The organism is Streptomyces sp. NPDC002092, assembly GCF_053593775.1.
In genome coordinates this window covers 200,808-221,810 of sequence record NZ_JBSFDG010000007.1, presented here as the reverse complement: position 1 = coordinate 221,810, position 21,003 = coordinate 200,808, and the positions used below count along the sequence as shown (strand labels likewise).

Sequence of the window (21,003 nt, the reverse complement as noted above, 5' to 3'; positions counted from 1 at the left end):
GCCGGCCGCCTTTCCCTGTGATCTTCTCGGTCGCCTGCGTGCGGTCATGACGCTACTTGTTGAGTATGGAAAAGTAAACTCAGGTCGGGTTAGAATCACCCCCATGGATGCGAGGACGGAAGCTCTTCAGGACGCCGGCATGGACACCCGACTCGACCGGGACATGTCGAACTGCTCGATCGCCCGGACCCTTGAGGTCGTGGGGGAGAAGTGGACGATCCTGATCCTGCGCGAGGTCTGGTACGGCTCGTCCCGCTTCAGTGACTTCGAACGGGTCCTCGGCTGTCCCCGCAACCTTCTCGCTGCCCGGCTCCGGATGCTTGTCGAGGAAGGGATCCTTGCCACCGAGACCTACAAGGAGCCGGGTTCGCGCAGTCGGCCGAAGTACGTGATCACACCCAAGGGCGTGGACCTTGTCCCGGCCGTGATGGGGCTCCTGCAGTGGGGTGACCGCTACCGCGCCGACCCGGAGGGCCCGGCCGTGCTGACGCGACACCGCGGATGCGGTGCGCACGTCGATGCCCAGATCCGCTGCGAACGCGGCCACGCCGTGCAGGCGGAGGACATCGAGAGTGTCCCCGGCCCCGCATTTCGTCTGAGGCCCGCGGAGTGAGCTGAGCGCGGTGGCGGCAGGAGTCCAGGTGGGCTCAGTCCGCCGGGGTGCGCTCACTCCGTCTGGCTCGGGCCTGGTGGAGGCGGACTTTGGTGCGGTTGCCGCAGCGGGACATCGAGCACCAGCGGCGGTTGTGGGCGGGCGAGCGGGTCCAGGAAGCGCAGGGCGCACATGTCCGCGCTGCACACGCGTACGCGCCGGATCTCGGTCGACAGGAGCAGCTCTACGGCGTCCTGCGCGATCAGTGCCAGCGCGGTCGCGGAATCAGGTGCCATGGTCATGGTGCCGGCGGGCTCCAAGTGACCGCCTTTGATGGTGATTTGCGGCGCCGGCCGGGGCGCCTGTGCTGCCGATTCGTTGAGCAGCACGACGTCGCTGGAGGAGGGCAGTCGGCCGTCGGAGACCGCGAGTACGGCCCGGTCGACCGCCTCGCGCAGCCGTCGGCCCGATGCCAGGACGGCGGCATCCACGGGATCCGGGATGCCCGGTGTGAGCAGTCCGGCCCGCTGAAGCCAGAGGGTGAGATCACCCGGGTTCCGGAGCGTCTCCCCCGGCGTGGGCCGCCACCGGTGGCGGAGGGTGTTGGTGAAGTCCAGACAGACCCGCCCGCCGTCCCAGATCCACGTGTCGTCCGTTGCCACGGCCGCGGGGGACGCATCGGCGGGTGACCCGGTGCCTGGGCATCCAGGTTGGGCCCGCGGTGAATCTCAGGAAGCCGCGACGTGGGCAGCGCGCAAGGAGGCCTTGTCGATCTTCCCGACCGCGTTCTTCGCTATGGCCTCCACCACGAAGAACTCGGTCGGACGCTTGAAGCCGGTGAGGTTGCGCGCACAGAGCTCCCGCAGGGCCGTCGGATCCACGGTCATGCCTGGTCGCGGCTGTATGTAGGCCACGACCACCTCTCCCCACTTCTCGTCGGGTACGCCGATCACGGCAGCTTCGAGCACCGATGGGTCGCCTGTGAGGACGTCCTCGATTTCCTTGGGGTAGATGTTCTCCCCGCCGCGGATGATCATGTCTTTCGAGCGCCCGACCAGGGTCAGATAGCCCTCGGCGTCGAGGTGACCCACATCGCCCGTGTGCAACCAGCCGTCGACGATGACTCTGGCCGTTTCCTCGGGGCGGCCGAGGTAGCCACGCATGACGTTGGGGCCCTTCACGAGAACCTCACCGTCCGTGCCCGGCCCCACCTCGGTACCTTCGGCGTCGACGATCCGAATCTGCTGGCCGGGGAAGGGAAGTCCCACGGTGCCGGCACGTCGCGGGCCCGCGACGGGGTTGACGGTGGACCCGCAGGTTCCTTCGGACAGGCCGTACCCCTCGACAAGAGGGAACCCGTAGCGGGCTTCGAACCGGTTCAGCAGCTCGGCGGAGGCAGGTGCGGCGCCACAGACTCCGAACCTCAGCGACGATGTGTCGGGCCGCACGTCGTCCGGGAGTGCAGCGAGCATGCCGTAGATCGTCGGCACGGCGCTGAAGAAGGTGGGGCGCTCCTGCTCGACGAGGTCGAAGAAGCTGTGTGGGTCGAACCGGCCGCCCGCGATGACGACGCTCGCCCCCGCGAGAAGAGGCGTGAGAATGCTGACCACGATGCCGTTGACGTGGAAGAGCGGCAGGATCAGCAGGCACCGGTCGGCGGGCCCGATGTCCAGGGACAGGCGGCCCATCTCCGTCATGGCGTCGATGTTGGCGTGGTCCAGCATCACGCCCTTGGGCGTCCCGGTGGTGCCGCTGGTGTATATGAGGAGAGCCAGCGCGGACGGGTCCACATGCGGTGCGTGATCCGAACTCGCCCCTTCCTTGTGCAGTGCGCCGACGGCGAGTACGGCAGTACCGTCCGTGACGGGCGCCTCGCGGTCTTCGACCACCAGCAGACGCGCACCGGAGTCCTTGACCTGCCGGTCCACCTCGACGTCGGTCATGCTCGGGTTGACCGGCGTGATGGTGGCGCCGATCCGCCAGGCGGCGAACAACAGCAGCACGAACTCGATGCGGTTCGTCAGCTTGAGGGCCACGACATCGCCGGGACCGATGCCGAGGTCCTGGAGCTGAAGCGCTGCGGCACGGACGCGGTCCAGCAACTGGGCGTTGGTGAGTGACTGGCGCCCGTCCGAGACCGCTGCCCCATCGGGGTCGTGAGCGGCGCGGCGGTCGGGCAGTGAAGCGAAGTTCATGGCGGGCGTACCTGTCTCGGTGTTGTGCGGTCCGGTCAAGGAGTCGATGCCGACGCGGGGCGCAGCTGCCGGGTGAGGAACTCGATCTGGTCGCGGACCAGGGCCTCGAAGGTCTCGCCGGTGTAGAAGTCGAAGTGGCCGGCGTCGTACCTCTTGATCTCTCCCCGGGGTGCGGTGCGCGCGTACCTGAGGGTCTGGGCGGGAGGCGTGACGGAGTCGGTGTTGCTGACGCAGAAGAGGATCGGCATGGCGACCTTCTTCGCCGCACGCCCGGGCCGGTAGGTGGCGATGGTCGGAATGACCCGTGCCGCCACCTCGTTGCGGAACGTCCTCCCCGGCGGTTGCAGCGCCTGATATCCGGGCAGGGCGTCCGGAGCGTTCATGAGGGCCGGCGAACCGGGGGCGGAGGCGATGGGAACCATCGCGGGTGCCTTGCCGCGCAGTCTGGCCGCCGTGTCCCGGGCGAGCACGGGGGTCATCCTGAGCGAGGCGACCGGGCCGAGTGCGAGCGCGGAGGCGAGGCCATCGGTGAACGGGCACTGGGACACGGCCGCGCGCAGTTCGGGATGCCGAGAGGCGACGGTGATGGCGTGGCCTCCGCCGAAGGAGCTGCCCCACACCGCGATGCGGGAGCGGTCGATGTCAGGGCGGGCCTTGACGTAGGCGATGGCGGAGTCCCAGTCGGCGAGCTGACGCTTGATCGACAGGAGCTGGCGCGGGTGGCCGCCGCTGTCGCCGAAGTGCCGGTAGGTGAAGGCCACGGCGGCGATGCCGGCCTGGGCGAAACGCTCGGCGAAGGCGTCCAGGCGCATCTCGCGGGTGGCGCCGAGGCCGTGCCCGAGGATGACGACGGGAGGGGAGGTGACGCCGGTCGGGAGGTAGAGCCATCCGGCACAGGTGCTGTCGCCGGAGGGGAAGGTGATGTCGTGGCGGGTGACGGGGTGCGCAGTGGTCATCGTCGGCTCACCGCCGCGTCGTCTTCGTCGAGCGGTGCCCGGGCACGCTGCCCGAGGCGAGCGCCTGGGCGTAGGTGTCCGGGGCGTAGAGCGGGAGCTCGCCGGTGGCGTCCGTCGTCTTCATGTAGTCGAGCATCAGTTCCTGACCGTCCTTCGACATGACTCTGGTGAAGAACTCGGCGCGTTCGACGTGGAGTCCGTCCTCCAGGGACATCGAGCCGCCGAAGTACACCGACCTCTTGGCGGCCGCGACCGACCCCTTCGACCGCCGGCCGAAGTGCTCCGCGAGTTCGACCGCCTGCGCGACGACCTTGTCCTGGGGTACGACCTTGTCGACCGCCCCGTTGGCGAGCGCCTCCGCGGGCGTGAACGGCTTGCCTTCGAGGATCGCGGCCAGGGACCGGTGGGTGCCGATCAGGCGGGTCAGCCGCTGGGTGCCGCCTCCGCCCGGGATGATGCCGAGGAGGATTTCGGGCTGGCCGATGAAGAAGTCCCCGTCGGCCATGACCCGCAAATCGCAGGCCCAGGCGAACTCGGCGCCGAGGCCGAGAGCCGAACCGTTGAGGGCGGCGACGAAGAGGACACCGCTGGCGTTCATCCGCAGGAAGGTCGTGTGCAGGCGCTCCAGCTGGAGGGCTCCGCGCATCGGAGTCCTGCGCATCACGGGCCCGAGGAGACGGGACCGGTCCACGTGCTTGGCCATGCGTACGACGGCGGCGGCACCGCGCCGGCCGACCGTAGGGCTCGCGGCGCCCTCTTCCTGCAGCCACTGGACCGCGGCATGGCTGACGAACCGCTCGGGATGTGCCCCGGTGAAGACGACGGCACGGACGCTCGGATCGCGGTCGACCCGGGTCACCAGCTTGTCCAGCTGCCGGGCGATGTCGAGGCCGAACAACTGGTGCGGGCCGCCGTCGACCCGGACGACGAGGACGGCTCCGCGGTCCTCGATCTCCAGATGACCCTTGTCTTTGTATGGCATGGATTCTGCTCCCGTGCTGGGTTCATGGGGGAGTGCAAAGCGAGTGAGGGAGGGGCTGCCGGCGCCAGGAATCTGGGACAGTGCGTGAAAGCCCGTCCGGGGAGGCGCGCCCCGTGTCCGAAACGGCACGTCGCTCGAGATGTGTACTATTGCCGTGACGAGTTACATAACCAAGTTATTTCAAGAGTGTCAATGGTGGAGGCGCGAGAGGCATGGCAGGGCGGCCGAAGCTCGATGACGCACCGGAGCGGCTGGTGCGAGCCGCTGTCGGTCTGCTGGCCGAACAGGGGCCGTCGGCCATCAAGGCGCGTACGGTGGCGTCCGCGAGCGGGCTGTCGACGATGGTCGTCTACGGCCACTTCGGTGGGATCCCCGAGCTGATGCGCGCCGTCGCCGACCACGGCTTCAGGGAGCTCGCCGGGGCGTTCGCCGAGGTGCCGGTGACGGATGATCCGATCGCGGATCTCTTCGCCATGGCTTTGACCTGCCGCCGAGTGGCCCACGAGAACCCTCACCTGTACGACCTGATGTTCGGCCTGTCCACTCGTGCGACGTACCGGCCGCTGTCGGAAGCGGACCTTCGCTTGAGCGGACATTCGCCGGCCTTCCGGGATGCCCACGTCCATATCACCGCGGCATGTCGACGGCTCGTGGACTCGGGCAGGGCCGAGCGGCAGGAACCTGAAGTCATAGCCGCCCAGTTGTGGAGCCTGGTCCACGGGTACATCACCCTTGAACTGGCAGAGCACTTCGGAGAGTTCGAGGACCCCGTGACGCAGGTGATGCGGCCGATGGGCGTGAACTTCTCTGTCGGTCTGGGCGACGAGCGGGAACGGGCCGAAGCCTCGCACGAGGCGGGCGCGCGCCTTTACGACTCGATCGTTCAAGGTCGATGAGATTCGGTACGGCAGGTCGCTGTCTCGCGCGGGACACCTCATCTGCGGCTAGCGCGACTTGGTCTCGGCGGCAGAGGTACCGGTGCCCGGCGTGAGCTGGTCATGCCTCCCCAGCGCCGCGACCTCCCGTTCGAGGGACGGAACGGCACGGGCCGCGAAGCGCCTCGCCCATGGCCAGGCCAGTGGCGAATTCAGCGCTGCCTTGGCCCAGTTGGCCACGACGACCGCGCGCGGGACGTACACACGGCTGCGGCGGCGCACGAGCCCGTCGACGATCGCGGCAGCCGCCCGGTCGGCACTCGTGGTGACATTGCCCGGGTAGGGAAGCCGGTTGCGCAGGCCCTGGAACGAGGGGAGGTCCGCCTCGGCGCCCCGGACGAGATCCGTGTCGATCCAGGAGGGGTGCACCAGGCCGACCGTGACGCCGAGGTGCGCCACCTCCTGGCGGTAGGTCAGGGCGAGCAGCTCGGCCGCGGCCTTGCTGGCGCCGTAGGAGGCCATCGCCGCCAGCGGCATGAAGGACAGCGCGGACGCCACGACCAGTACGTGTCCCCGGCTGCGCTCCAGATGGGGCGTCACGTACTTGAGGGTCCGGAAGACACCGTTCAGATTGATGTCCAGGACCCGCTCGAACGACGCCTCGTCCGTCTGTCGCACGGTCCCGTACGCCACGACGCCGGCATTGGCGACGACCAGATCGATGCCGCCCATGACCCCCGCGGCCTCGTCGATCGCTGACCGCAGGACGGTGCCGTCGCGCACATCGGCCTCACGCCAGGAAGCGGCGGGGCCCAGCTCGCGGGCGAGGTCACGGAGCCGATCGGGTTCCAGTCCGATCAAGGCCACCTGAGCGCCTCGGGCGATGGCCAGGCGGGCCACCTTCTCGCCGATGCCGCGCGCCGCTCCGGTGACAACCAGTTTTCTGCCCAGCAAGTCACGTTTCATGGCCGCAACATAACTTCGTTATTTATTGAGCGCAAGATGTCGCGCGGATGAATTGTCACCGCTCCACCTGCTGGGTCTTACGACTGGACGAACCTATGCTGACGGTCATGAGGCGGACATCCTTTGCGCACTGGCCCTGTTCGATCGCGCGCACCATGGACCTGCTCGGGGACTGGTGGACGCCGTTGGTGCTGCGTGAGGCGTTCTACGGGATCCGGCGGTTCGACGCGTTCCAGGTGTCACTGGGGGTCGCGCGCAACACATTGACGGACCGGTTGCGTCGGCTGGTGGACGAGGGGCTGCTGGAGAAACGGCCGTACCAGACGGAGCCGGTTCGGTACGACTACGTGCTCACGGAGAAGGGGCGCGACTTCTACGGTGCGCTGCTGGTGATGAACCGGTGGGGGGACCGCTGGCTGTCCGGTGAACAGGGCCCGCCGGTGGCCATGCGTCACGAGATCTGCGGACAGGAAGCCCACGCCGAGGTGGTGTGTTCTTCCTGCGGTGAGCAGATGACCGCGGAGAACACCAGTCCTCGGATGGGCCCCGGCTATCCGCCACACCTGGCCGAACGGCCGGATGTGCGGGAGCGTTTCGCCGGCTGACTCAGCGGCTCTGCCGGGGCTGCGCTTTCCCTTGACAGGTGAGTCCATCTACGCAACTTTACTGGTCACGTCAGGTCATGGGAGTTCTCGGATCGGCATGGAGGCTGCAGGAAACATGGAGTGGACAGGCGCGCGCTATGCGGACAAGCCGACGGTGGAGGTCCGCACCTGGATCGCTGCTCCGCCCGAACAGGTGTGGACGCTCGTGTCCGACATCGAGTTGATGCCGCGGATGAGCTCCGAACTGCAGTCCGTCGAATGGCTGGACGGCAGGACCGCCCCTGCCCTGGGAGCCCGGTTCATCGGCCGGAGCAAGCACGAGGCACTCGGGGAGTGGGCCACCACCTCCCACATCGTCGAGTGCGAGCCGCCGAGGCTGCTTGCCTGGGCCGTCGAGAACCCGCAGAACCCGACGGCGATCTGGCGGTTCACGTTGGAGCCGCAGGGCGGTGGCACTCTGCTGAGCGAATGGATGCAGATGGGGCCGGCCCGTTCGGGCCTCTCCTTCGCCATCGATCGCATGCCGGAGAAGGAGCAGAAGATCGTCTTCGTGCGCATGCGGGAGTTCGAGGCCAACATGACCATCACCCTCGAAGACATCAAGAAGCTGGCCGAGAGGGCCCGGCCCGCGGGCGAGGCGAGGCTCTGATGCGTACCTCCACCACGATCGAGGCTTCCGGGGGCGACTGGCGGGAGAACGTCGCCTATGTCACCGAGGCGGAGAAGCTCGGTCTTGACATCTGCTGGGTGGCGGAGGCGTGGGGCTCCGAGGCCCCCTCGCCGTTGGGCTACCTCGCGGCGAAGACCGAGCGCATGCTCCTCGGATCCGGAATCATCCAACTCGGCACCCGCACGCCGATGGCCATCGCCCGCGCCGCGATCACACTGTCGCAGATCTCCGAGGGGCGCTTCCTTCTCGGCCTGGGCCCCTCCGGGCCGCAGGTGATCGAGGGCCTGCACGGCGTGCCCTTCGCCCGGCCGCTGGTGCGGATGCGGGAGACCGTCGAGATCGTGCGGGAGGCCGCCGCGGGCGGCAAAGTCTCCTACTCAGGAAAGGAGTTCCGGATTCCGCTGCCGGGCGGGCAGGCGAAGCCCATGCGTCTGTCGATGCGTGCCGAGCATGACATTCCGGTCTACCTCGCCACTCTCTCGCCGAAGATGCTGCACCTGACCGGTGAGATCGCCGATGGGTGGCTGGGCACCAGTTTCGTGCCCGAGGGCGCCAAGGAGGCGTACTTCGACCACCTGGACCAGGGCCTTGCCGCCGCCGGTCGCGCCCGTGCCGACCTCGACATCTGCCAAGGCGCCGAGGTCGCCTTCGCGGACGACGAGGACGCGCTGAGCGCGATGGTGGCCGGACGCAAGAAGGAACTTGCCTTCAGCCTCGGCGGCATGGGCTCCGCGACCACGAACTTCTACAACAACGCCTACAGCCGCCAGGGTTGGGCCGAAGTGGCGGCCGAAGTCCGCACACGTTGGCAGGCCGGGGACCGGGACGGCGCGGCCGGCCTGGTCACCGACGAAATGGTGCTGGCGACCACTCTGATCGGAACCGAGGGCATGGTGCGCCAACGGCTGCGTGTGTGGCGCGACGCCGGTGTGGACACCGTACGTTTCTATCCGGCCGGAGAGACCCTCGACGCTCGGCTCACCACTATCGGCCGGGCCATCGACCTGGTCCGTGACATCGAGGACGAGGCGGCACGGTAGCGGCACGGCCGGGTGCGGTCGAGGAGTGCTGTTGCAGGCGTTGGTCGACGTCAACCGTGCGCGCTGACGCCGTCCGCCGCCAGGCCCGACATCAGCAGGGTGATCGTGTGGAACGTCCTGGCCAGGGCGTCCTCCCGGTCCGCCGCGGCGGCGATGATCTGGTTGCCCTCGCACAGGACGGCCAACAGCAGGCGGGCGACGGTGGCGACCGGAACATCCGATTCCACGTCACCGCGTTCGGCCAGGACAGTCAAGAGCCGTTCGATCGGCGGCTGGGCCACCGTGTCGTTGATGTGCCGGTACTGCTCCACCAGCACCGAGGGCGCCTGTGCCATGAGCTCTCGATGCAGGGGATCGTCGATGGTCCGCCGCAAGAAGGCGTGCGTGAGGTTCGACACGGCGGTCAACGCAGGCTTGCCCGGTGTCGCACGGATCGCCTCGGACGCCGCGTCGGCGAGCGCTCCGACCGGCTGGAGCAACTCCGTGTAGAGCTCGGCGAACATCGCCTTCTTGTCCGGGAAGTGGTGGTAGAAGGTGCCCTTGCTCACTTGCGCCGCCGCGGTGATGGCCTCCACCGACGTGTCCGCGAACCCGTTGTCGACGAAGAGTTTGCGCGCGGCCGCCACCAGGTCCGCCCGGGTCTGCTCCGCATACAGCTGTCGTCGGTTTGGCCCTCTCATGTTGACCATCGTATATTCAATGACCTGAAGTCAGTGAATGACTCGTGGTCGGTCAGTGGTCGTCGTGACAGTGCCCTCCGGAAGGCAGACGTAGCCGTGGAAAAGCGCAGAATCCTGTTGCTGGGTGCGACGGGCTACACGGGGCGGCGGGTTCTCAGGGAACTGCTCGCACGAGGTGAGAAGCCGACCTTGGTCGGGCGAAGCCGAACGAAGATGCTGACCCTGGCCGACCGCTTCGAGGCGGAACTGCCGGTGGCGGAAGTGGACGTCACCTCTTCCGCCCGCCTCACGCGCCTTCTGGGCCCCAGCGATGTGGTCGTCTCCACGGTCGGGCCGTTCATGCAACTGGGCATGGCCACGGTCACGGCCGCCGCGCGGGCGGGAGCGCGCTACTGCGACTCCACGGGGGAGGGCCCCTTCGCCCGCCGGGTCCTCCTTGAACTGGACTCCGTCGCGGCCGCCCGGGGAGCGACTCTCGTGCCCGCGTTCGGCTACGACTACGTGCCCGGCAACCTCGCCGGCGCCCTGGCCCTGGAACAGGCGGGCGAGCGCGCATGCCATGTCGAGATCGGCTACTTCATCACCCGTTCGGGGCGCGGGAGTGAGCTGCATTACCGGAGCACCCTGCGCGACTCCTGGGACCTGACCACGGGTGGCACGCGCCAGACGCTGGTCGCCGCGGCGGCCGAGGACGGGTTCGCCTACCGCTCCCCACGTCCTGGAGCCTCTTCCCGACTGGTCGACGAGCGGGCCGCCAAGCGTGTCCTCACCTTCCGCTACGCCGGTGTGCGACGCCCGGCCATGACCGTCCCGGGCACGGAGCATCTCGGCCTGCCCGAGGTCTTCCCTCGGCTGGAGAGCGTCGAGGTGGGGATGGGCTGGCTCGGGCGGTGGACGCGTCCGGTACAGATCGCCGCCATGCTCCAGGCGCCCTTGCTGAGGTCGGCGAAGGTGCGGGCTGCTCTGACGCGGTGGTCCGGGCGGCTCCCGGGAGCACATCGTGAGCCGGACACCGACGGCCGTTCCCTGGTGATCGCGGTCGCCCGCGACGGCCACGGTCGTCCCCTGGCCACGACGGCCCTCACCGGACCCGATCCCTACGAGATGACGGGCTCCCTCCTGGCGTGGGGTGCAGTCCATGCGGCGGCGCCGGATGCCGTCCTGAAGCCCGGTGTGCACGGTCCGGTCGCGGCCTTCGGGCTCGACACCCTCAGGCTCGGCGCCGCCGAGGCGGGAGTACACGAAGTCGACGGGGCCTCGGCACGTCGGTGATCGCTGCGCGGGCATGGATCACGGCATCGGGGCGTTGAACCACAGCGACTGAGTTGACGAACAAGTTGTGCGATCGGGAGCGAGTCGGCCACCGACGTGGAGTCGACCGTCCCAGTGGAAAGGAATGGTCCATGGACGAGCAGGGTGAGCACTTCGACGTCGTCGTACTCGGCGCGGGCCCGGGCGGGTACGTAGCCGCCATCAGGGCCGCCCAACTGGGCAAGCGCGTAGCAGTCGTCGAGGAGAAGTACTGGGGCGGCGTCTGCCTGAACGTGGGCTGCATCCCCACCAAGGCCCTGCTGCGCAACGCCGAACTGGCGCACGTCTTCACGCGCGAGGCGAAGACCTTCGGCATCAAGGTCGACGGTGAGGTCTCCTTCGACTACGGGGAGGCGTTCCGCCGTAGCCGTAAGGTCGCGGACGGCCGGGTCAAGGGCGTCCACTACCTGATGAAGAAGAACAAGATCACCGAAATCAGCGGACGCGGCTCGTTCCTCGACCCGCACACACTCCAGGTGGCCGACTACGACGGCAACACCCGCACCATCGGCTTCGAGAACTGCATCATCGCCGCCGGGGCGACACCCAAGCTGCTGCCCGGCACCAAGCGCAGCGCGCGCGTGGTGACGTACGAGGAGCAGATCCTCGCCGAGGACCTGCCGCAGTCGATCGTGATCGCCGGCGCCGGGGCCATCGGCGTCGAGTTCGCCTATGTGCTGCACAACTACGGCGTCAAGGTCACCGTCGTCGAGTTCCTGGACCGTATCGCCCCGCTGGAGGACGCCGAGGTCTCCGCCGAACTGGCCAAGCAGTACCGGAAGTTGGGCATCGACGTGCTCACCTCGACCCGCGTCGAGTCCATTGACGAGTCCGGCCCGCAGGTCCGGGTCACCGTCACCGGCAAGGACGGCACCCAGCAGGTGCTGGCGGCCGACAAGGTTCTGCAGGCCATCGGCTTCGCCCCGAACGTCACCGGATACGGCCTGGAGAACACCGGCGTCCGCGTCACCGAGCGCGGCGCGATCGACGTGGACGGCCGCTGCCGCACCTCCGTACCGCACATCTACGCCATCGGCGACGTCACCGCGAAGCTGATGCTCGCGCACGCCGCCGAGGCGATGGGCGTGGTCGCCGCCGAGACGATCGCGGACGCGGAGACCATGGAGCTGGACTACGTGATGATCCCGCGATCCACCTTCTGCCAGCCGCAGATCGCCAGCTTCGGCTACACCGAGGCGCAGGCGAGGGAGAAGGGGTACGACGTCCAGGTCGCCAAGTTCCCGTTCACCGCGAACGCCAAGGCCCACGGCCTGGGCGACGCGGGCGGCTTCGTGAAGCTGATCAGCGACGGCAAGTACGGCGAACTCCTCGGCGGCCACCTCATCGGCCCCGACGTCACCGAACTCCTTCCCGAGCTGACCCTGGCCCAGCAGTGGGACCTCACCGTCCATGAGGTCGCCCGCAACGTCCACGCCCACCCCACCCTGGGCGAGGCGGTCAAGGAAGCCGTCCACGGCCTCGCGGGCCACATGATCAACATGTAACAGGGCGCTGCCCCCTCGAAACGAACAGGTAGATGCCGGCGAGCGCGTTGTCATACACGTTGCGGTGACGCAGCTCTGCGCTTGGGGTGGCCGGTGGTGCCGGACGTGTAGGGGACCACCGCTGTGTCGTCTTCGTCGCGTTCGACCGTCCGGAACGTCAGGGGCTGCTCGGCTACGACCGAGGTGTAGGATTCCGGCGTCTCGTTCCCGGACTACAGCGCGCCGCCGCTCTCGATCAGGAAGAACTGGGTGCAGTCCGCCCTCTCGCGGAATCCCTTCCAGGCGGCCTTTCCGATCGGCAGCTCCGGGGGGCCCTCGAAGGCGAAGTACGCCCTTCGCGTCGGAGTCGGTGAGGTGGTAGGCGACCTCGCGGCCCTGCAACAGCGCGTTCAGCGGCACGACCGCGGTGCCGGCCTTGAGGATGCCGAAGTAGATGCCGGAGAATCGGGGCAGGACAGCGCGACCTTGTCCCCGGGCTGGATCCCGCGCGAGACGAGCAGGTTCGCCCCCCGGTTGGCCGCGGCGTCGAGGGCCTCGTACGTGATGCGGTCGTCGCCGAAGACGATCGCGGTGCGTTCCGGGTAGCGGGACGCGAATCCGTCAGCAGTCGTGACGCGTTGCGGCTCAAGCCGTGCATCGTCGTTCTTCGGGGTCTTCGGGCGGGTGGTCAGGGTCCAGTGGTGGGGGTCTGGACGAAGGCCGGAGGCGGCACGAAGCCGTCTACTTCCCGGCCCAGCAGGGCGGCGAACTCGATGGTGGTGAGATCGCCCCCGCTCGGGCCCATGGCCTGCAGACCGATGGGCAGTCCGCTCCTGCCTCGGCGCACCGGGATGGTCGTCGCCGGCCCCCCGGAGACGTTGGCGACGGCGCTCCACTTGACCTGGTCCCAGTAAGGGCGTCGCACACCTTCGACTTCGAATGGCCGCCCGAACCAGTCGATCAGCTTGTTGTGGTGGGCGGGGGCGGCCGTCGGGGTGACCGGCATGAGCACGATGTCGAAGTCCTGGAAGAACTCGAACCATCGCTGCCGGATCTCGTTGCGCACCATGTGGGCCTGCAGCCAGTGATAGTGGGACTGGAAGGTTCCGAGCAGGGCGGGACCGGCGTCACCCCGCGGGTGCTGGACGAACCGGGCCAGCACCGCGGCGCTGGAGGCAGGAGCGAGGCCGGTGCGGTCGCCCGCGCCGAAGAGCAGGGGCTGGAAAGCCTTCCCGTGATTCGTCGCGATGTCGACAGGGAGGCCGGCGGGCTGGACCGTGATCTTCGCGCCGGCCGCCCGCAGCACAGTGACTGCATCGTCCACGGCTGCCGCGACGTCGCTGTCGACGGGACACGCGGGATCCTCACTCCAGACGGCTACCCGGAAGTCGGCGAGCTTGGTCGCGCGCGGCGGTGCGAGTGTGTAGCTGAAACCGCCGTCGTAGTCGGCGGGCCCGACCGTTGCCCGCAAGATCGGGACGAGGTCACGGGCGTCGCGGACCTGCGCGCCGCCGCAGCCCATGTCGGCCTCGGTCCATCGTCCCGGGCCCGGGCCGTAGGGCACATGCCCGATGAGGGGTATGGACCGCCAGGTCGACTTGTGCCCGTACAGGCCGTTGAAGTGGGACGGGATCCTGGTCGATCCGCCGATTTCCGAGCCGAAGTCGAACGCCGTGAGGCCCGCGGCGGTGGCGACGGCGCCGCCCCCGGCGGATCCGCCCGAGGTACGGGTCGTGTCCCACGGGTTCGATGTAGGACCGAACACCGGGTTGTCGGCCTGGACGTCCTGGTTGCCCGGAGGCATGTTGCTCTTCCCCATGATCACGGCACCGGCCGAACGCAGCCGTTTGACCGCCTCGGCGTCGTGGTCGGGCACGTAGTCCTTGAGGTCTGTTCGCCCGCAGACGGTGCGCATCCCGGCTGTCTCGAAGCTGTCCTTGACCGTGATCGGCACACCGTGCAGAGGACCGAGGTCTTGCCCGGCCGCCCGCGCGGCGTCCGCTTCCGCGGCCTCGCGACGGGCCCGCTCGGGGTCAAGGGTCACCACCGCGTTCAACGCGGTGTTATGGGTGGCGATCCGCTCAAGATAGAGCTCGACGAGTTCCCGGCTCGAGATCTCACCCGCGGCCAGCGCGCGTGACTGCTCCACTGCGGGCTGGAAGGGGACGTCACTCACGGCATGCCTCATCTCTGACTCTGACGGCGCCATCAAATGTGAGTCATAGCATTACATTCGACAGACCATAGGCTCGGGATGACGTGCAAGGCAATGGCCCTGCGGAATGAACGGAGGATCCTGTGGCGTCAGAGGATCCTGTGGCGTCAGAGGATCCTGTGGCATCAAGGGGCCGACCTCGTCGCCAACGTCGTCGTAGAGGAGCTACGCATGCAGGCGGCGCGGCACGGCACTCTGCGGCCCGGCGGCCCGGCGGCCCGGCTGCCCAGCTTCGAGGATCTCGTTCTCGGCTATCTGTCGCCCGAGCACCGGGACCAGTGCGGCGTCGGATGTCCCTCCGCGCCCTGATCGACTAGTTCGACCGCTGCGAAGGCCTGGGTCGCTGCAGCTGTCCCGCGCCGCCTTCGACTCGAAGCTCGCCGATGAGGTCCTCGAGAAGGGCATCGAGAACGCCCTCGCGTTCATCGACTGAGCAGTGTGGGATCAGGCCGGATCGACGAATATGTCGAGCGCGAGATCGCCTTCGAAGTCGGCAGGGCTGTAGACGGACAGGTCGGTGACGCCCTCGTCCGACAGGACCTCGTCGTCGATGAACAGGTTGGCGGTGCACTTCCGCGCGTCACGCGTGAGGATGGCGTACGCGGCGTCCGCCATGATCCGCGGACTACGGGCTTGTCCGGCGCCGCCGACCACGTTGCGCACGGCGGCCGTGTCGATCAGGGTCCGCGGCCACAACGAGTTGGCGGCGATGCCGTCGGCGGCGAGCTCCTCGGCGAGCCCGATGGTGCACAGACTCATGCCGTACTTCGACAGCGTGTAACCGAGGTGCTTCCCCACCCAGTGCGGCGCGAGGTTCAACGGCGGGGAGAGCGTGAGGATATGCGGGTTGCCCGCTTTGCGCAGGTGCGGGACAGCGGCCTTGCTCAGTAGGAACGTGCCGCGCGTGTTGATGTCCTGCATCAGGTCGTACCGCTTCATCTCCAGCTGCTCCGACGACGACAGGTCGATGGCGCTGGCGTTGTTCACCACGATGTCGATGCCACCGAAGGCGCTGACCGCCGCGTTGACAGCGGTGCGCACATCGTCCTCGTCGCGGACGTCACCGACGACGGCCAGCCCCTTGCCGCCCGCGCGCTCAATCTCGTCAACGGCGGTGTGGACCGTGCCTTCGAGCTTCGGATGCGGCACGGCGGTCTTGGCGAGCATCACCACGTTCGCACCGTCGCGAGCCGCGCGCAGAGCGATGGCGAGTCCGATGCCGCGGCTGCCTCCCGACATCAGGATGGTCTTGTCGGCCAGCGTCTGTGTCATGGTCGAACCTCCAAAATAGATTGTCGGACTAATGGTACGTGGTGCTAATGGTATCTTCCCCGTATGACTTCCACTCCCACACGCCAGATCGACCGGCTCTACCACGAGCTCCTCGCCCCCGAAGAGACACAGTCCGTTCGCGCTGCCGTGCGCCGGATCGCAGAGCACGAAGTGGCTCCCCACGCCGTGGCGATCGCGGGGGGCGACGAGCGCACGGACGGCTTTCCCCGGCATGTGTTTGACGCGCTTGCGTCGGCGGGCGTCTTCCGGATCCCCTTCCCCAGCGAGGTCGGCGGCGACGGTCTGACCCATCCGGCGAGCGCCACCGCCGCGGCCATCGAGGAACTGGCCTACTACTCCAGCAGCGTCGCGGCCGTCTTCGACGTGCACTGCATCCTGGCGGGCAACGCCCTGCGGCAGGGCACCGAGGAGCAGCAGCAGCGATGGCTGCGAAAGGTCGCGGAGGGCTCAGTGGTCGGCGCGTTCGCCACCACCGAGCCGAACGCCTCAAGTGACCTGTCCCCGCAGGCGGTTCAGACCGAGGCGATACGCACCGAGGCCGGCTGGGTGCTGAACGGCCACAAGCGGTGGATCTCCAACTCGCCCGTCGCCGGGTTCGTGGTGGTTCTCGCCCGCACCGGCACCCGGCTGAGCATGTTCATCGTCGACACGGCACTTCCCGGAGTGGAAGTCGGCCTTCCAGACCGCAAGATGGGCAACCGCGGCCAGCTCACCGCGGACATCCGCTTCACGGATGTGCACCTGACCGACGACGACCTTCTCGGTGGCGCCGAGGGACACGGACTACGCCATGCGCTGTCCACTCTGACCTACGGCCGGATCGGTATCGCGGCTGCCGGGGTAGGCATGGCGCAGGCCGCCTTCGACCACACCGTGGCCCACCTGTCGACGCGACACGCCTTCGGCAAGCCGGTGGCCGCCAACCAGCACTGGCAGTTCCTGCTCGCCGAACGGGCCACCGAGATCGAGAACGCCCGCACCCTCTACACCAAGGCCGCCCTGCGCCTGGACGCGGGCAACCCGTCCCCGGAGCCCGAGGCCGCGATGGCGAAGTACTATGCCACCAAGCTGTCGGTGGACATGGCGCGCGACGCCGTCCAGGCCTTCGGAGGCCTCGGCTTCGCGCGCGAACTGGGTGCCGACGGCAGCCCCGGACCCGTCGAGGCGATCTACCGGGACAGCAAGATCGGCGAAATCTATGAGGGCACCAACGAGATCCAGAAGTGGGTCATAGCCCGGCAGATCTTCGGTCGGGCCATCGTCGGCTGACCACCCAGGACGCACCGGCCGTAAGCCGGCGGAAGGTGGGGAATCCCGCCGGCCTGCAGTGGTCCTGGTGCCTCGGGCGTTCTCGTACGATGGACAGGACCATACGTACGACTAACCATGGGCGGGATAAACAATGTCCGAGGCTCCGCTGGTTCCGGGGACAGTGGCCGAACACACCATCTGCCTGCTGGTCAAACTCGGGCAGGTGGCGTTCAGGATCGCCGAGGACGGCATCGGCGGGACCGGCTTGCGGGTGCGGCATTACAGCGTCCTGCAGGCTTTGGCGGACAACGGTGCCATGCCGCAACTGGCACTTGGCTCGTTCCTGCGCATCGACCCCGCGACGATGGTGACGAGTCTCGACGACCTGGAGCGCGCCGGATACGCGGAGCGGACACGAGATCCGCAGGATCGTCGCCGCTACGCCGTGGACATCACCGCCGAAGGGCGCAAGGTCCTGGCCCGCCTCAACCGCACGCTTGTCGATCTCGACGCCGAAATCCTCGCAGACCTGGGCACCGCGGACCGACAGTCGCTTCACGTCCTGCTGGACAGTCTCGCCGGAAGTCCCGCTCTGACCTCCCTGTTCGACACCGTCCGGGAGCAGAACGGTGGGAAACGGGCTTAACGGCTCTAGGGGATCGCCCCGGGGTATAGCGCTATGCCCCGGTTCTGGCGAAGTCGGCTTGCCGGGCCGTATGCCATCTGGCGGTCTCCGGCGGACTCGTTGTGGTGGGCAGGGGGCGCCCTGTTCGTAGGCCATGCGTCAATTGGGTCGAGCATGGGGCAACACCCGAGTCGCTGACCGTGATCGAGGTGTTCGTTCCCGGCAGGTGCGTCACCACGTTCGCCGAGCGGTTTGTGTGGTGGGCTCGGAGGGTTGGGCGACCGGGCTCCACGAAAAGTGCGCCGGTCGGCAGACTGAGTCTGGAGGGGCACGCGCTCGTCCCCGTCGAGGGGGGACGTCGTCTACAACGGCGTGCACCTCTCGCTCGCGGAATCCGAGGGTGGTGGCCGCGACGCGCGAAGGGCACCCCGCCAAGTGAAGGCGCTCGGAGTGGAGTTCGTGGTGGCCGGCCACCAAGACCCGGCTGATGAGGCTCCTTGAAAATCCCCAGCCTCGTTCTTCGTCGCCACTTTGTTGCGGCCTCAACCAGGTGGCGGGTGGGGTGCCGGACGTAAGTGGGCAGCGACTGGGAGTTGCTGGCCAACCAGCTTGGCGGGAGCCGCCTTCGGTTCGTGCGATGGTGGCCTGTATGACCGAAGCGGTGAGATTCGAGTCCAACCTGTACCGGGGCACCGCCGGGTACTACGACCGGTTCCGGCTCCCCTACCCCGACGCGATGATCAACGATCTCGTACGGCAGGCAGCCCTGTCCGGGGACGGACGCCTGCTCGACCTCGCGTGCGGCACCGGCCAACTCGCCTTCCCGCTCCGCGACTGCTTCGCAGACGTATGGGCGTTGGACGCCGAACCGGATATGACCCAGGTGGTCCGCGCCAAGGCGATCGCCGCCCACGCAGACCACATCCTGACCATCACCTCGAGTGCAGAGGATCTGCACGCCGAGCCAGGCAGCTTCGAGCTGATCGTCATCGGCAACGCCTTCCACCGGCTCCGCCGCACGGTTGTCGCCGAGTTCGCCCACGCCTGGCTCAAGCCCGGCGGCTGCCTGGCACTGTGCTGGTCAACGTCCCCATGGGCAGGCCCCAAGGACTGGCAACACGCGCTCGACAGCCTGCTCCGCAGGTGGCAAGACGCCCTCGGCGCGGCGCACCGCGTCCCGCCCGGCTGGGATCAGGCACGGCAGGAGGAACCCGACCACGTGGTGTTGTCCCGTGCCGGGTTCGAGCCCGCCGGACGCCACGAGTTCCCCACCGAGCACCACTGGACGATCCGTGAACTCGCGGGCCACATCCGGTCGACATCGTTCCTGCCGGCCTCAGTGCTCGCGGAGCACGCGGCCGAGTTCGATGCCGCGCTCTCCGCCGAGCTCGGCCCCTACGCGGCCGACGGCTGGCTCACCGACCCGGTCAGCTTCGCCTACGAATTGGCCCGAAACCCCGGTCCAGCGTGACCGCCAAGAGGCCTTCACGGGGTGGAGAACAAGAGCAGGTGTGGGGACCGGTCCGAGCACGGGCGGGGAATTTCAAGAATCCTCATCACCGCCCGGACGACGCGGCCCACGTCGGCCGCACGAGGCGCTACCTCGACGCTGCGGACCGGCAACTGAAGAACTCCACCACAACGATGGAGTTCTTTGAGGGGATGACGGGTTTCCACCCCGAGTGCATCAACCCGGGCGTGCTGTGGTCGGGAGCCCTCACGCTTTTGTCCGGCGACTAGGTTCAGCAGTGCTGATACCCCAGTCCCTCACCTACTCGGCCAACCGTTCCTGCCCAGGAGGTCGAAGACGCGCGTTGTCCCTCTAGGCGGACCAGGCCTTCCGTGAGCGCAGCAAGGTCCTTGACAGGGTACCGCAGCCCGGGTCAAGGGGGACTCCACGTTGGCAGGTCATCACGCAGCACCCTTGCTGGGCGGTCTCAGGGAGATGTCCCGAGGTGCTGAGCCCCCCCCACTGATCAAGTCCAGCAAAGGCTGACGGTCCAACCAGGGGGCGCGTAGGCCGGAGGTGAGTCGCCATATGGCAGTGATCTGAGCGGGGAAGAGCGGAGGCCTCCGCGACACGCTCACCCGAGCAGCGTCGTCGGCAGATAGAAGACCGCCGCCCCGTTTTCGAGGGACTGATCCAGCGGCCCTCTGGGAAGGATGCCGACGTGACGTCGTGGTTGGGGATGGGCCATTGGAGGCAACCGGAGGAGGAAGGGGCGTCGTCGGTGCAGGCAGGGAGGCCTTCGAATCTGTACCGATGTGCCAAGAATCCTCGGCAGACAGCTCCCCATACTGCTGAAGGTGGTTGGCAAAAGTGCAGGTCAGCGTAGTGCTCCGGAGACACCTAGCGTCTGTGGTCACACCTGCAGAGGTGACGGACATACAGGCAGGCGATCCCGGGCTCTTCGGGCCGTCCTCGGTGACCTGGCAGATGCACGGCGACCCGATGATGTGGGTCGCCGGAGTCCGTGCGCTCTACCTCCAAGCACTGCACCCGCGCGCCGTACGAGGCGTCATGCAGAACTCCGACTTCCGCACCGACGCGTGGGGCCGGCTGATGCGCACCGCCAATTTCGTCGGCACCATCACCTACGGCACCACCGACGCCGCCGAGCGGGCCGGCGCCCGCGTCCGGAAGATCCACACCATGCTGTCGGCGACCGACCCGGACACGGGGGAGCGGTACGGCGTCGACGAACCCGAGCTGCTGCTGTGGGTGCACTGCGCCGAGATCGACTCCTATCTTCAGATCGCGCGCCGCTCCGGCTTCCCGCTCACCGACGCGCAGGCCGACCGCTACATCGATGAACAGCGCGCCGGCGCCCGCCTGGTGGGCCTCGACCCCGACGCCGTACCGGCCGACCAGGAGGAGATGGCCGCCTATTTCGAGAAGGTGCGGCCCGAACTCGCCGTCGGACCGGAGGCACGCGAAGTGGACGACTTCCTGCTCCGCCCGCCGACGCACCCCCTGCTCGTCCCCGCGCGCGAGGCGCTGTGGCGGCGCGTGGCCCGACTGGCGTACGCCGCCCTGCCGCCGTACGCCCACGAGCTGTACGGCAGACCCGCCCCGAAACCCGACACCGTCACCCTGCAACTGCGTGCCACAGGCAACCTGCTTCGCTGCATTCCCGCACGTCTGCGCTGGCAACTCCCGCCCAAACACATCCTGCGCGCCATGTCACGGCTCGGCCCCGGCTCCCGCCCGGCACCGTACAAACTCGGACGATAGCTCGCCATACTGGACGAGCCAGGGGTGG

At 68.1% G+C, this 21,003-nt stretch carries 21 protein-coding genes and 2 pseudogenes; 12 read left to right on the top strand and 11 right to left on the bottom strand.

Annotated features, from left to right (window positions below):
• Positions 1 to 139: 139 nt before the first annotated feature.
• A complete protein-coding gene (locus ACWCRD_RS18235; protein WP_031143657.1) occupies positions 140 to 613 on the top strand; it encodes a winged helix-turn-helix transcriptional regulator in 474 nt (157 codons plus the stop codon).
• Between the two features lie 34 nt (positions 614 to 647).
• Here the strand turns inward: ACWCRD_RS18235 and ACWCRD_RS18230 are convergent.
• From ACWCRD_RS18230 to ACWCRD_RS18210, 5 genes and pseudogenes are all read right to left on the bottom strand, one after another.
• Positions 648 to 746: pseudogene (locus tag ACWCRD_RS18230) on the bottom strand (CGNR zinc finger domain-containing protein); the annotation flags it as partial.
• Positions 747 to 885: 139 nt separating this feature from the next.
• Positions 886 to 1,254, bottom strand: a pseudogene (locus tag ACWCRD_RS18225) (ABATE domain-containing protein); the annotation flags it as partial.
• Between the two features lie 66 nt (positions 1,255 to 1,320).
• A complete protein-coding gene (locus ACWCRD_RS18220) occupies positions 1,321 to 2,787 on the bottom strand; it encodes a class I adenylate-forming enzyme family protein (protein WP_450966822.1) in 1,467 nt (488 codons plus the stop codon).
• 35 nt (positions 2,788 to 2,822) lie between these two features.
• The gene (locus ACWCRD_RS18215; RefSeq protein WP_450966821.1) at positions 2,823 to 3,743 is read right to left on the bottom strand and encodes an alpha/beta hydrolase; all 921 of its coding nucleotides are present in this window, start codon (positions 3,741 to 3,743) and stop codon (positions 2,823 to 2,825) included.
• A gap of 7 nt (positions 3,744 to 3,750) precedes the next feature.
• On the bottom strand, positions 3,751 to 4,725 hold the full coding sequence (locus ACWCRD_RS18210) for an enoyl-CoA hydratase/isomerase family protein (RefSeq protein ID WP_269464576.1): 975 nt from the start codon (positions 4,723 to 4,725) through the stop codon (positions 3,751 to 3,753).
• Positions 4,726 to 4,937: 212 nt separating this feature from the next.
• Here ACWCRD_RS18210 and ACWCRD_RS18205 point away from each other — a divergent pair, with 212 nt between their 5' ends.
• Positions 4,938 to 5,621 carry a TetR/AcrR family transcriptional regulator gene (locus ACWCRD_RS18205; protein ID WP_450966820.1) on the top strand — a complete coding sequence of 228 codons (684 nt, stop codon included), beginning with the start codon at positions 4,938 to 4,940 and terminating at the stop codon, positions 5,619 to 5,621.
• A 48-nt stretch (positions 5,622 to 5,669) separates the two neighbouring features.
• Here the strand turns inward: ACWCRD_RS18205 and ACWCRD_RS18200 are convergent, their stop codons facing one another.
• A complete protein-coding gene (locus tag ACWCRD_RS18200; protein WP_450966819.1) occupies positions 5,670 to 6,566 on the bottom strand; it encodes an SDR family oxidoreductase in 897 nt (298 codons plus the stop codon).
• Positions 6,567 to 6,673: 107 nt separating this feature from the next.
• On the opposite strand from ACWCRD_RS18200, the gene ACWCRD_RS18195 reads away from it, so the two are divergent.
• The 3 genes from ACWCRD_RS18195 to ACWCRD_RS18185 all read left to right on the top strand — a co-directional run bounded on the left by ACWCRD_RS18195 (position 6,674) and on the right by ACWCRD_RS18185 (position 8,881).
• The gene (locus tag ACWCRD_RS18195; protein WP_450966818.1) at positions 6,674 to 7,171 is read left to right on the top strand and encodes a winged helix-turn-helix transcriptional regulator; all 498 of its coding nucleotides are present in this window, start codon (positions 6,674 to 6,676) and stop codon (positions 7,169 to 7,171) included.
• Between the two features lie 115 nt (positions 7,172 to 7,286).
• Complete coding sequence (locus tag ACWCRD_RS18190) at positions 7,287 to 7,820, top strand: SRPBCC family protein (RefSeq protein ID WP_450966817.1); 534 nt, start codon at positions 7,287 to 7,289, stop codon at positions 7,818 to 7,820.
• The gene (locus ACWCRD_RS18185) at positions 7,820 to 8,881 is read left to right on the top strand and encodes an LLM class flavin-dependent oxidoreductase (RefSeq protein WP_450966816.1); all 1,062 of its coding nucleotides are present in this window, start codon (positions 7,820 to 7,822) and stop codon (positions 8,879 to 8,881) included. Before ACWCRD_RS18190 ends, ACWCRD_RS18185 begins: the two co-directional genes overlap by 1 nt.
• A 50-nt stretch (positions 8,882 to 8,931) precedes the next feature.
• Here ACWCRD_RS18185 and ACWCRD_RS18180 read toward each other — a convergent pair whose 3' ends face one another.
• The gene (locus tag ACWCRD_RS18180) at positions 8,932 to 9,561 is read right to left on the bottom strand and encodes a TetR/AcrR family transcriptional regulator (RefSeq protein ID WP_387861810.1); all 630 of its coding nucleotides are present in this window, start codon (positions 9,559 to 9,561) and stop codon (positions 8,932 to 8,934) included.
• Positions 9,562 to 9,657: 96 nt separating this feature from the next.
• Between ACWCRD_RS18180 and ACWCRD_RS18175 the strand changes: the two genes are divergently transcribed.
• Both ACWCRD_RS18175 and lpdA read left to right on the top strand, forming a co-directional pair.
• A complete protein-coding gene (locus tag ACWCRD_RS18175; RefSeq protein WP_450966815.1) occupies positions 9,658 to 10,833 on the top strand; it encodes a saccharopine dehydrogenase NADP-binding domain-containing protein in 1,176 nt (391 codons plus the stop codon).
• Positions 10,834 to 10,964: 131 nt separating this feature from the next.
• Positions 10,965 to 12,377, top strand: coding sequence for a dihydrolipoyl dehydrogenase (gene lpdA, locus ACWCRD_RS18170; RefSeq protein ID WP_450966814.1), 1,413 nt, complete (start codon positions 10,965 to 10,967; stop codon positions 12,375 to 12,377).
• Positions 12,378 to 12,427: 50 nt separating this feature from the next.
• Here lpdA and ACWCRD_RS18165 read toward each other — a convergent pair whose 3' ends face one another.
• The 3 genes from ACWCRD_RS18165 to ACWCRD_RS18155 all read right to left on the bottom strand — a co-directional run bounded on the left by ACWCRD_RS18165 (position 12,428) and on the right by ACWCRD_RS18155 (position 14,532).
• Positions 12,428 to 12,538: an AMP-binding protein gene (locus ACWCRD_RS18165; protein WP_324613857.1), complete on the bottom strand. Its 111-nt coding sequence runs from the start codon at positions 12,536 to 12,538 to the stop codon at positions 12,428 to 12,430.
• Between the two features lie 228 nt (positions 12,539 to 12,766).
• Complete coding sequence (locus ACWCRD_RS18160) at positions 12,767 to 13,048, bottom strand: AMP-binding protein (protein WP_450967021.1); 282 nt, start codon at positions 13,046 to 13,048, stop codon at positions 12,767 to 12,769.
• A complete protein-coding gene (locus tag ACWCRD_RS18155) occupies positions 13,045 to 14,532 on the bottom strand; it encodes an amidase (RefSeq protein WP_450966813.1) in 1,488 nt (495 codons plus the stop codon). The genes ACWCRD_RS18160 and ACWCRD_RS18155 overlap by 4 nt, the downstream gene beginning before the upstream one ends.
• 210 nt (positions 14,533 to 14,742) lie before the next feature.
• Between ACWCRD_RS18155 and ACWCRD_RS18150 the strand changes: the two genes are divergently transcribed.
• Positions 14,743 to 14,880: a hypothetical protein gene (locus ACWCRD_RS18150; protein ID WP_450966812.1), complete on the top strand. Its 138-nt coding sequence runs from the start codon at positions 14,743 to 14,745 to the stop codon at positions 14,878 to 14,880.
• A gap of 135 nt (positions 14,881 to 15,015) precedes the next feature.
• Here ACWCRD_RS18150 and ACWCRD_RS18145 read toward each other — a convergent pair whose 3' ends face one another.
• Positions 15,016 to 15,843, bottom strand: coding sequence for an SDR family oxidoreductase (locus ACWCRD_RS18145; RefSeq protein WP_450966811.1), 828 nt, complete (start codon positions 15,841 to 15,843; stop codon positions 15,016 to 15,018).
• A 63-nt stretch (positions 15,844 to 15,906) separates the two neighbouring features.
• Between ACWCRD_RS18145 and ACWCRD_RS18140 the strand changes: the two genes are divergently transcribed.
• From ACWCRD_RS18140 to ACWCRD_RS18125, 4 genes are all read left to right on the top strand, one after another.
• A complete protein-coding gene (locus tag ACWCRD_RS18140) occupies positions 15,907 to 17,133 on the top strand; it encodes an acyl-CoA dehydrogenase family protein (protein ID WP_450966810.1) in 1,227 nt (408 codons plus the stop codon).
• Between the two features lie 133 nt (positions 17,134 to 17,266).
• Positions 17,267 to 17,761, top strand: coding sequence for a MarR family winged helix-turn-helix transcriptional regulator (locus ACWCRD_RS18135; protein WP_055705456.1), 495 nt, complete (start codon positions 17,267 to 17,269; stop codon positions 17,759 to 17,761).
• 628 nt (positions 17,762 to 18,389) lie between these two features.
• Entirely contained in the window at positions 18,390 to 19,211 is an 822-nt protein-coding gene (locus ACWCRD_RS18130) for a class I SAM-dependent methyltransferase (protein WP_450966809.1), read from the top strand.
• 966 nt (positions 19,212 to 20,177) lie between these two features.
• On the top strand, positions 20,178 to 20,975 hold the full coding sequence (locus ACWCRD_RS18125) for an oxygenase MpaB family protein (RefSeq protein WP_450967020.1): 798 nt from the start codon (positions 20,178 to 20,180) through the stop codon (positions 20,973 to 20,975).
• Positions 20,976 to 21,003: the final 28 nt, after the last annotated feature.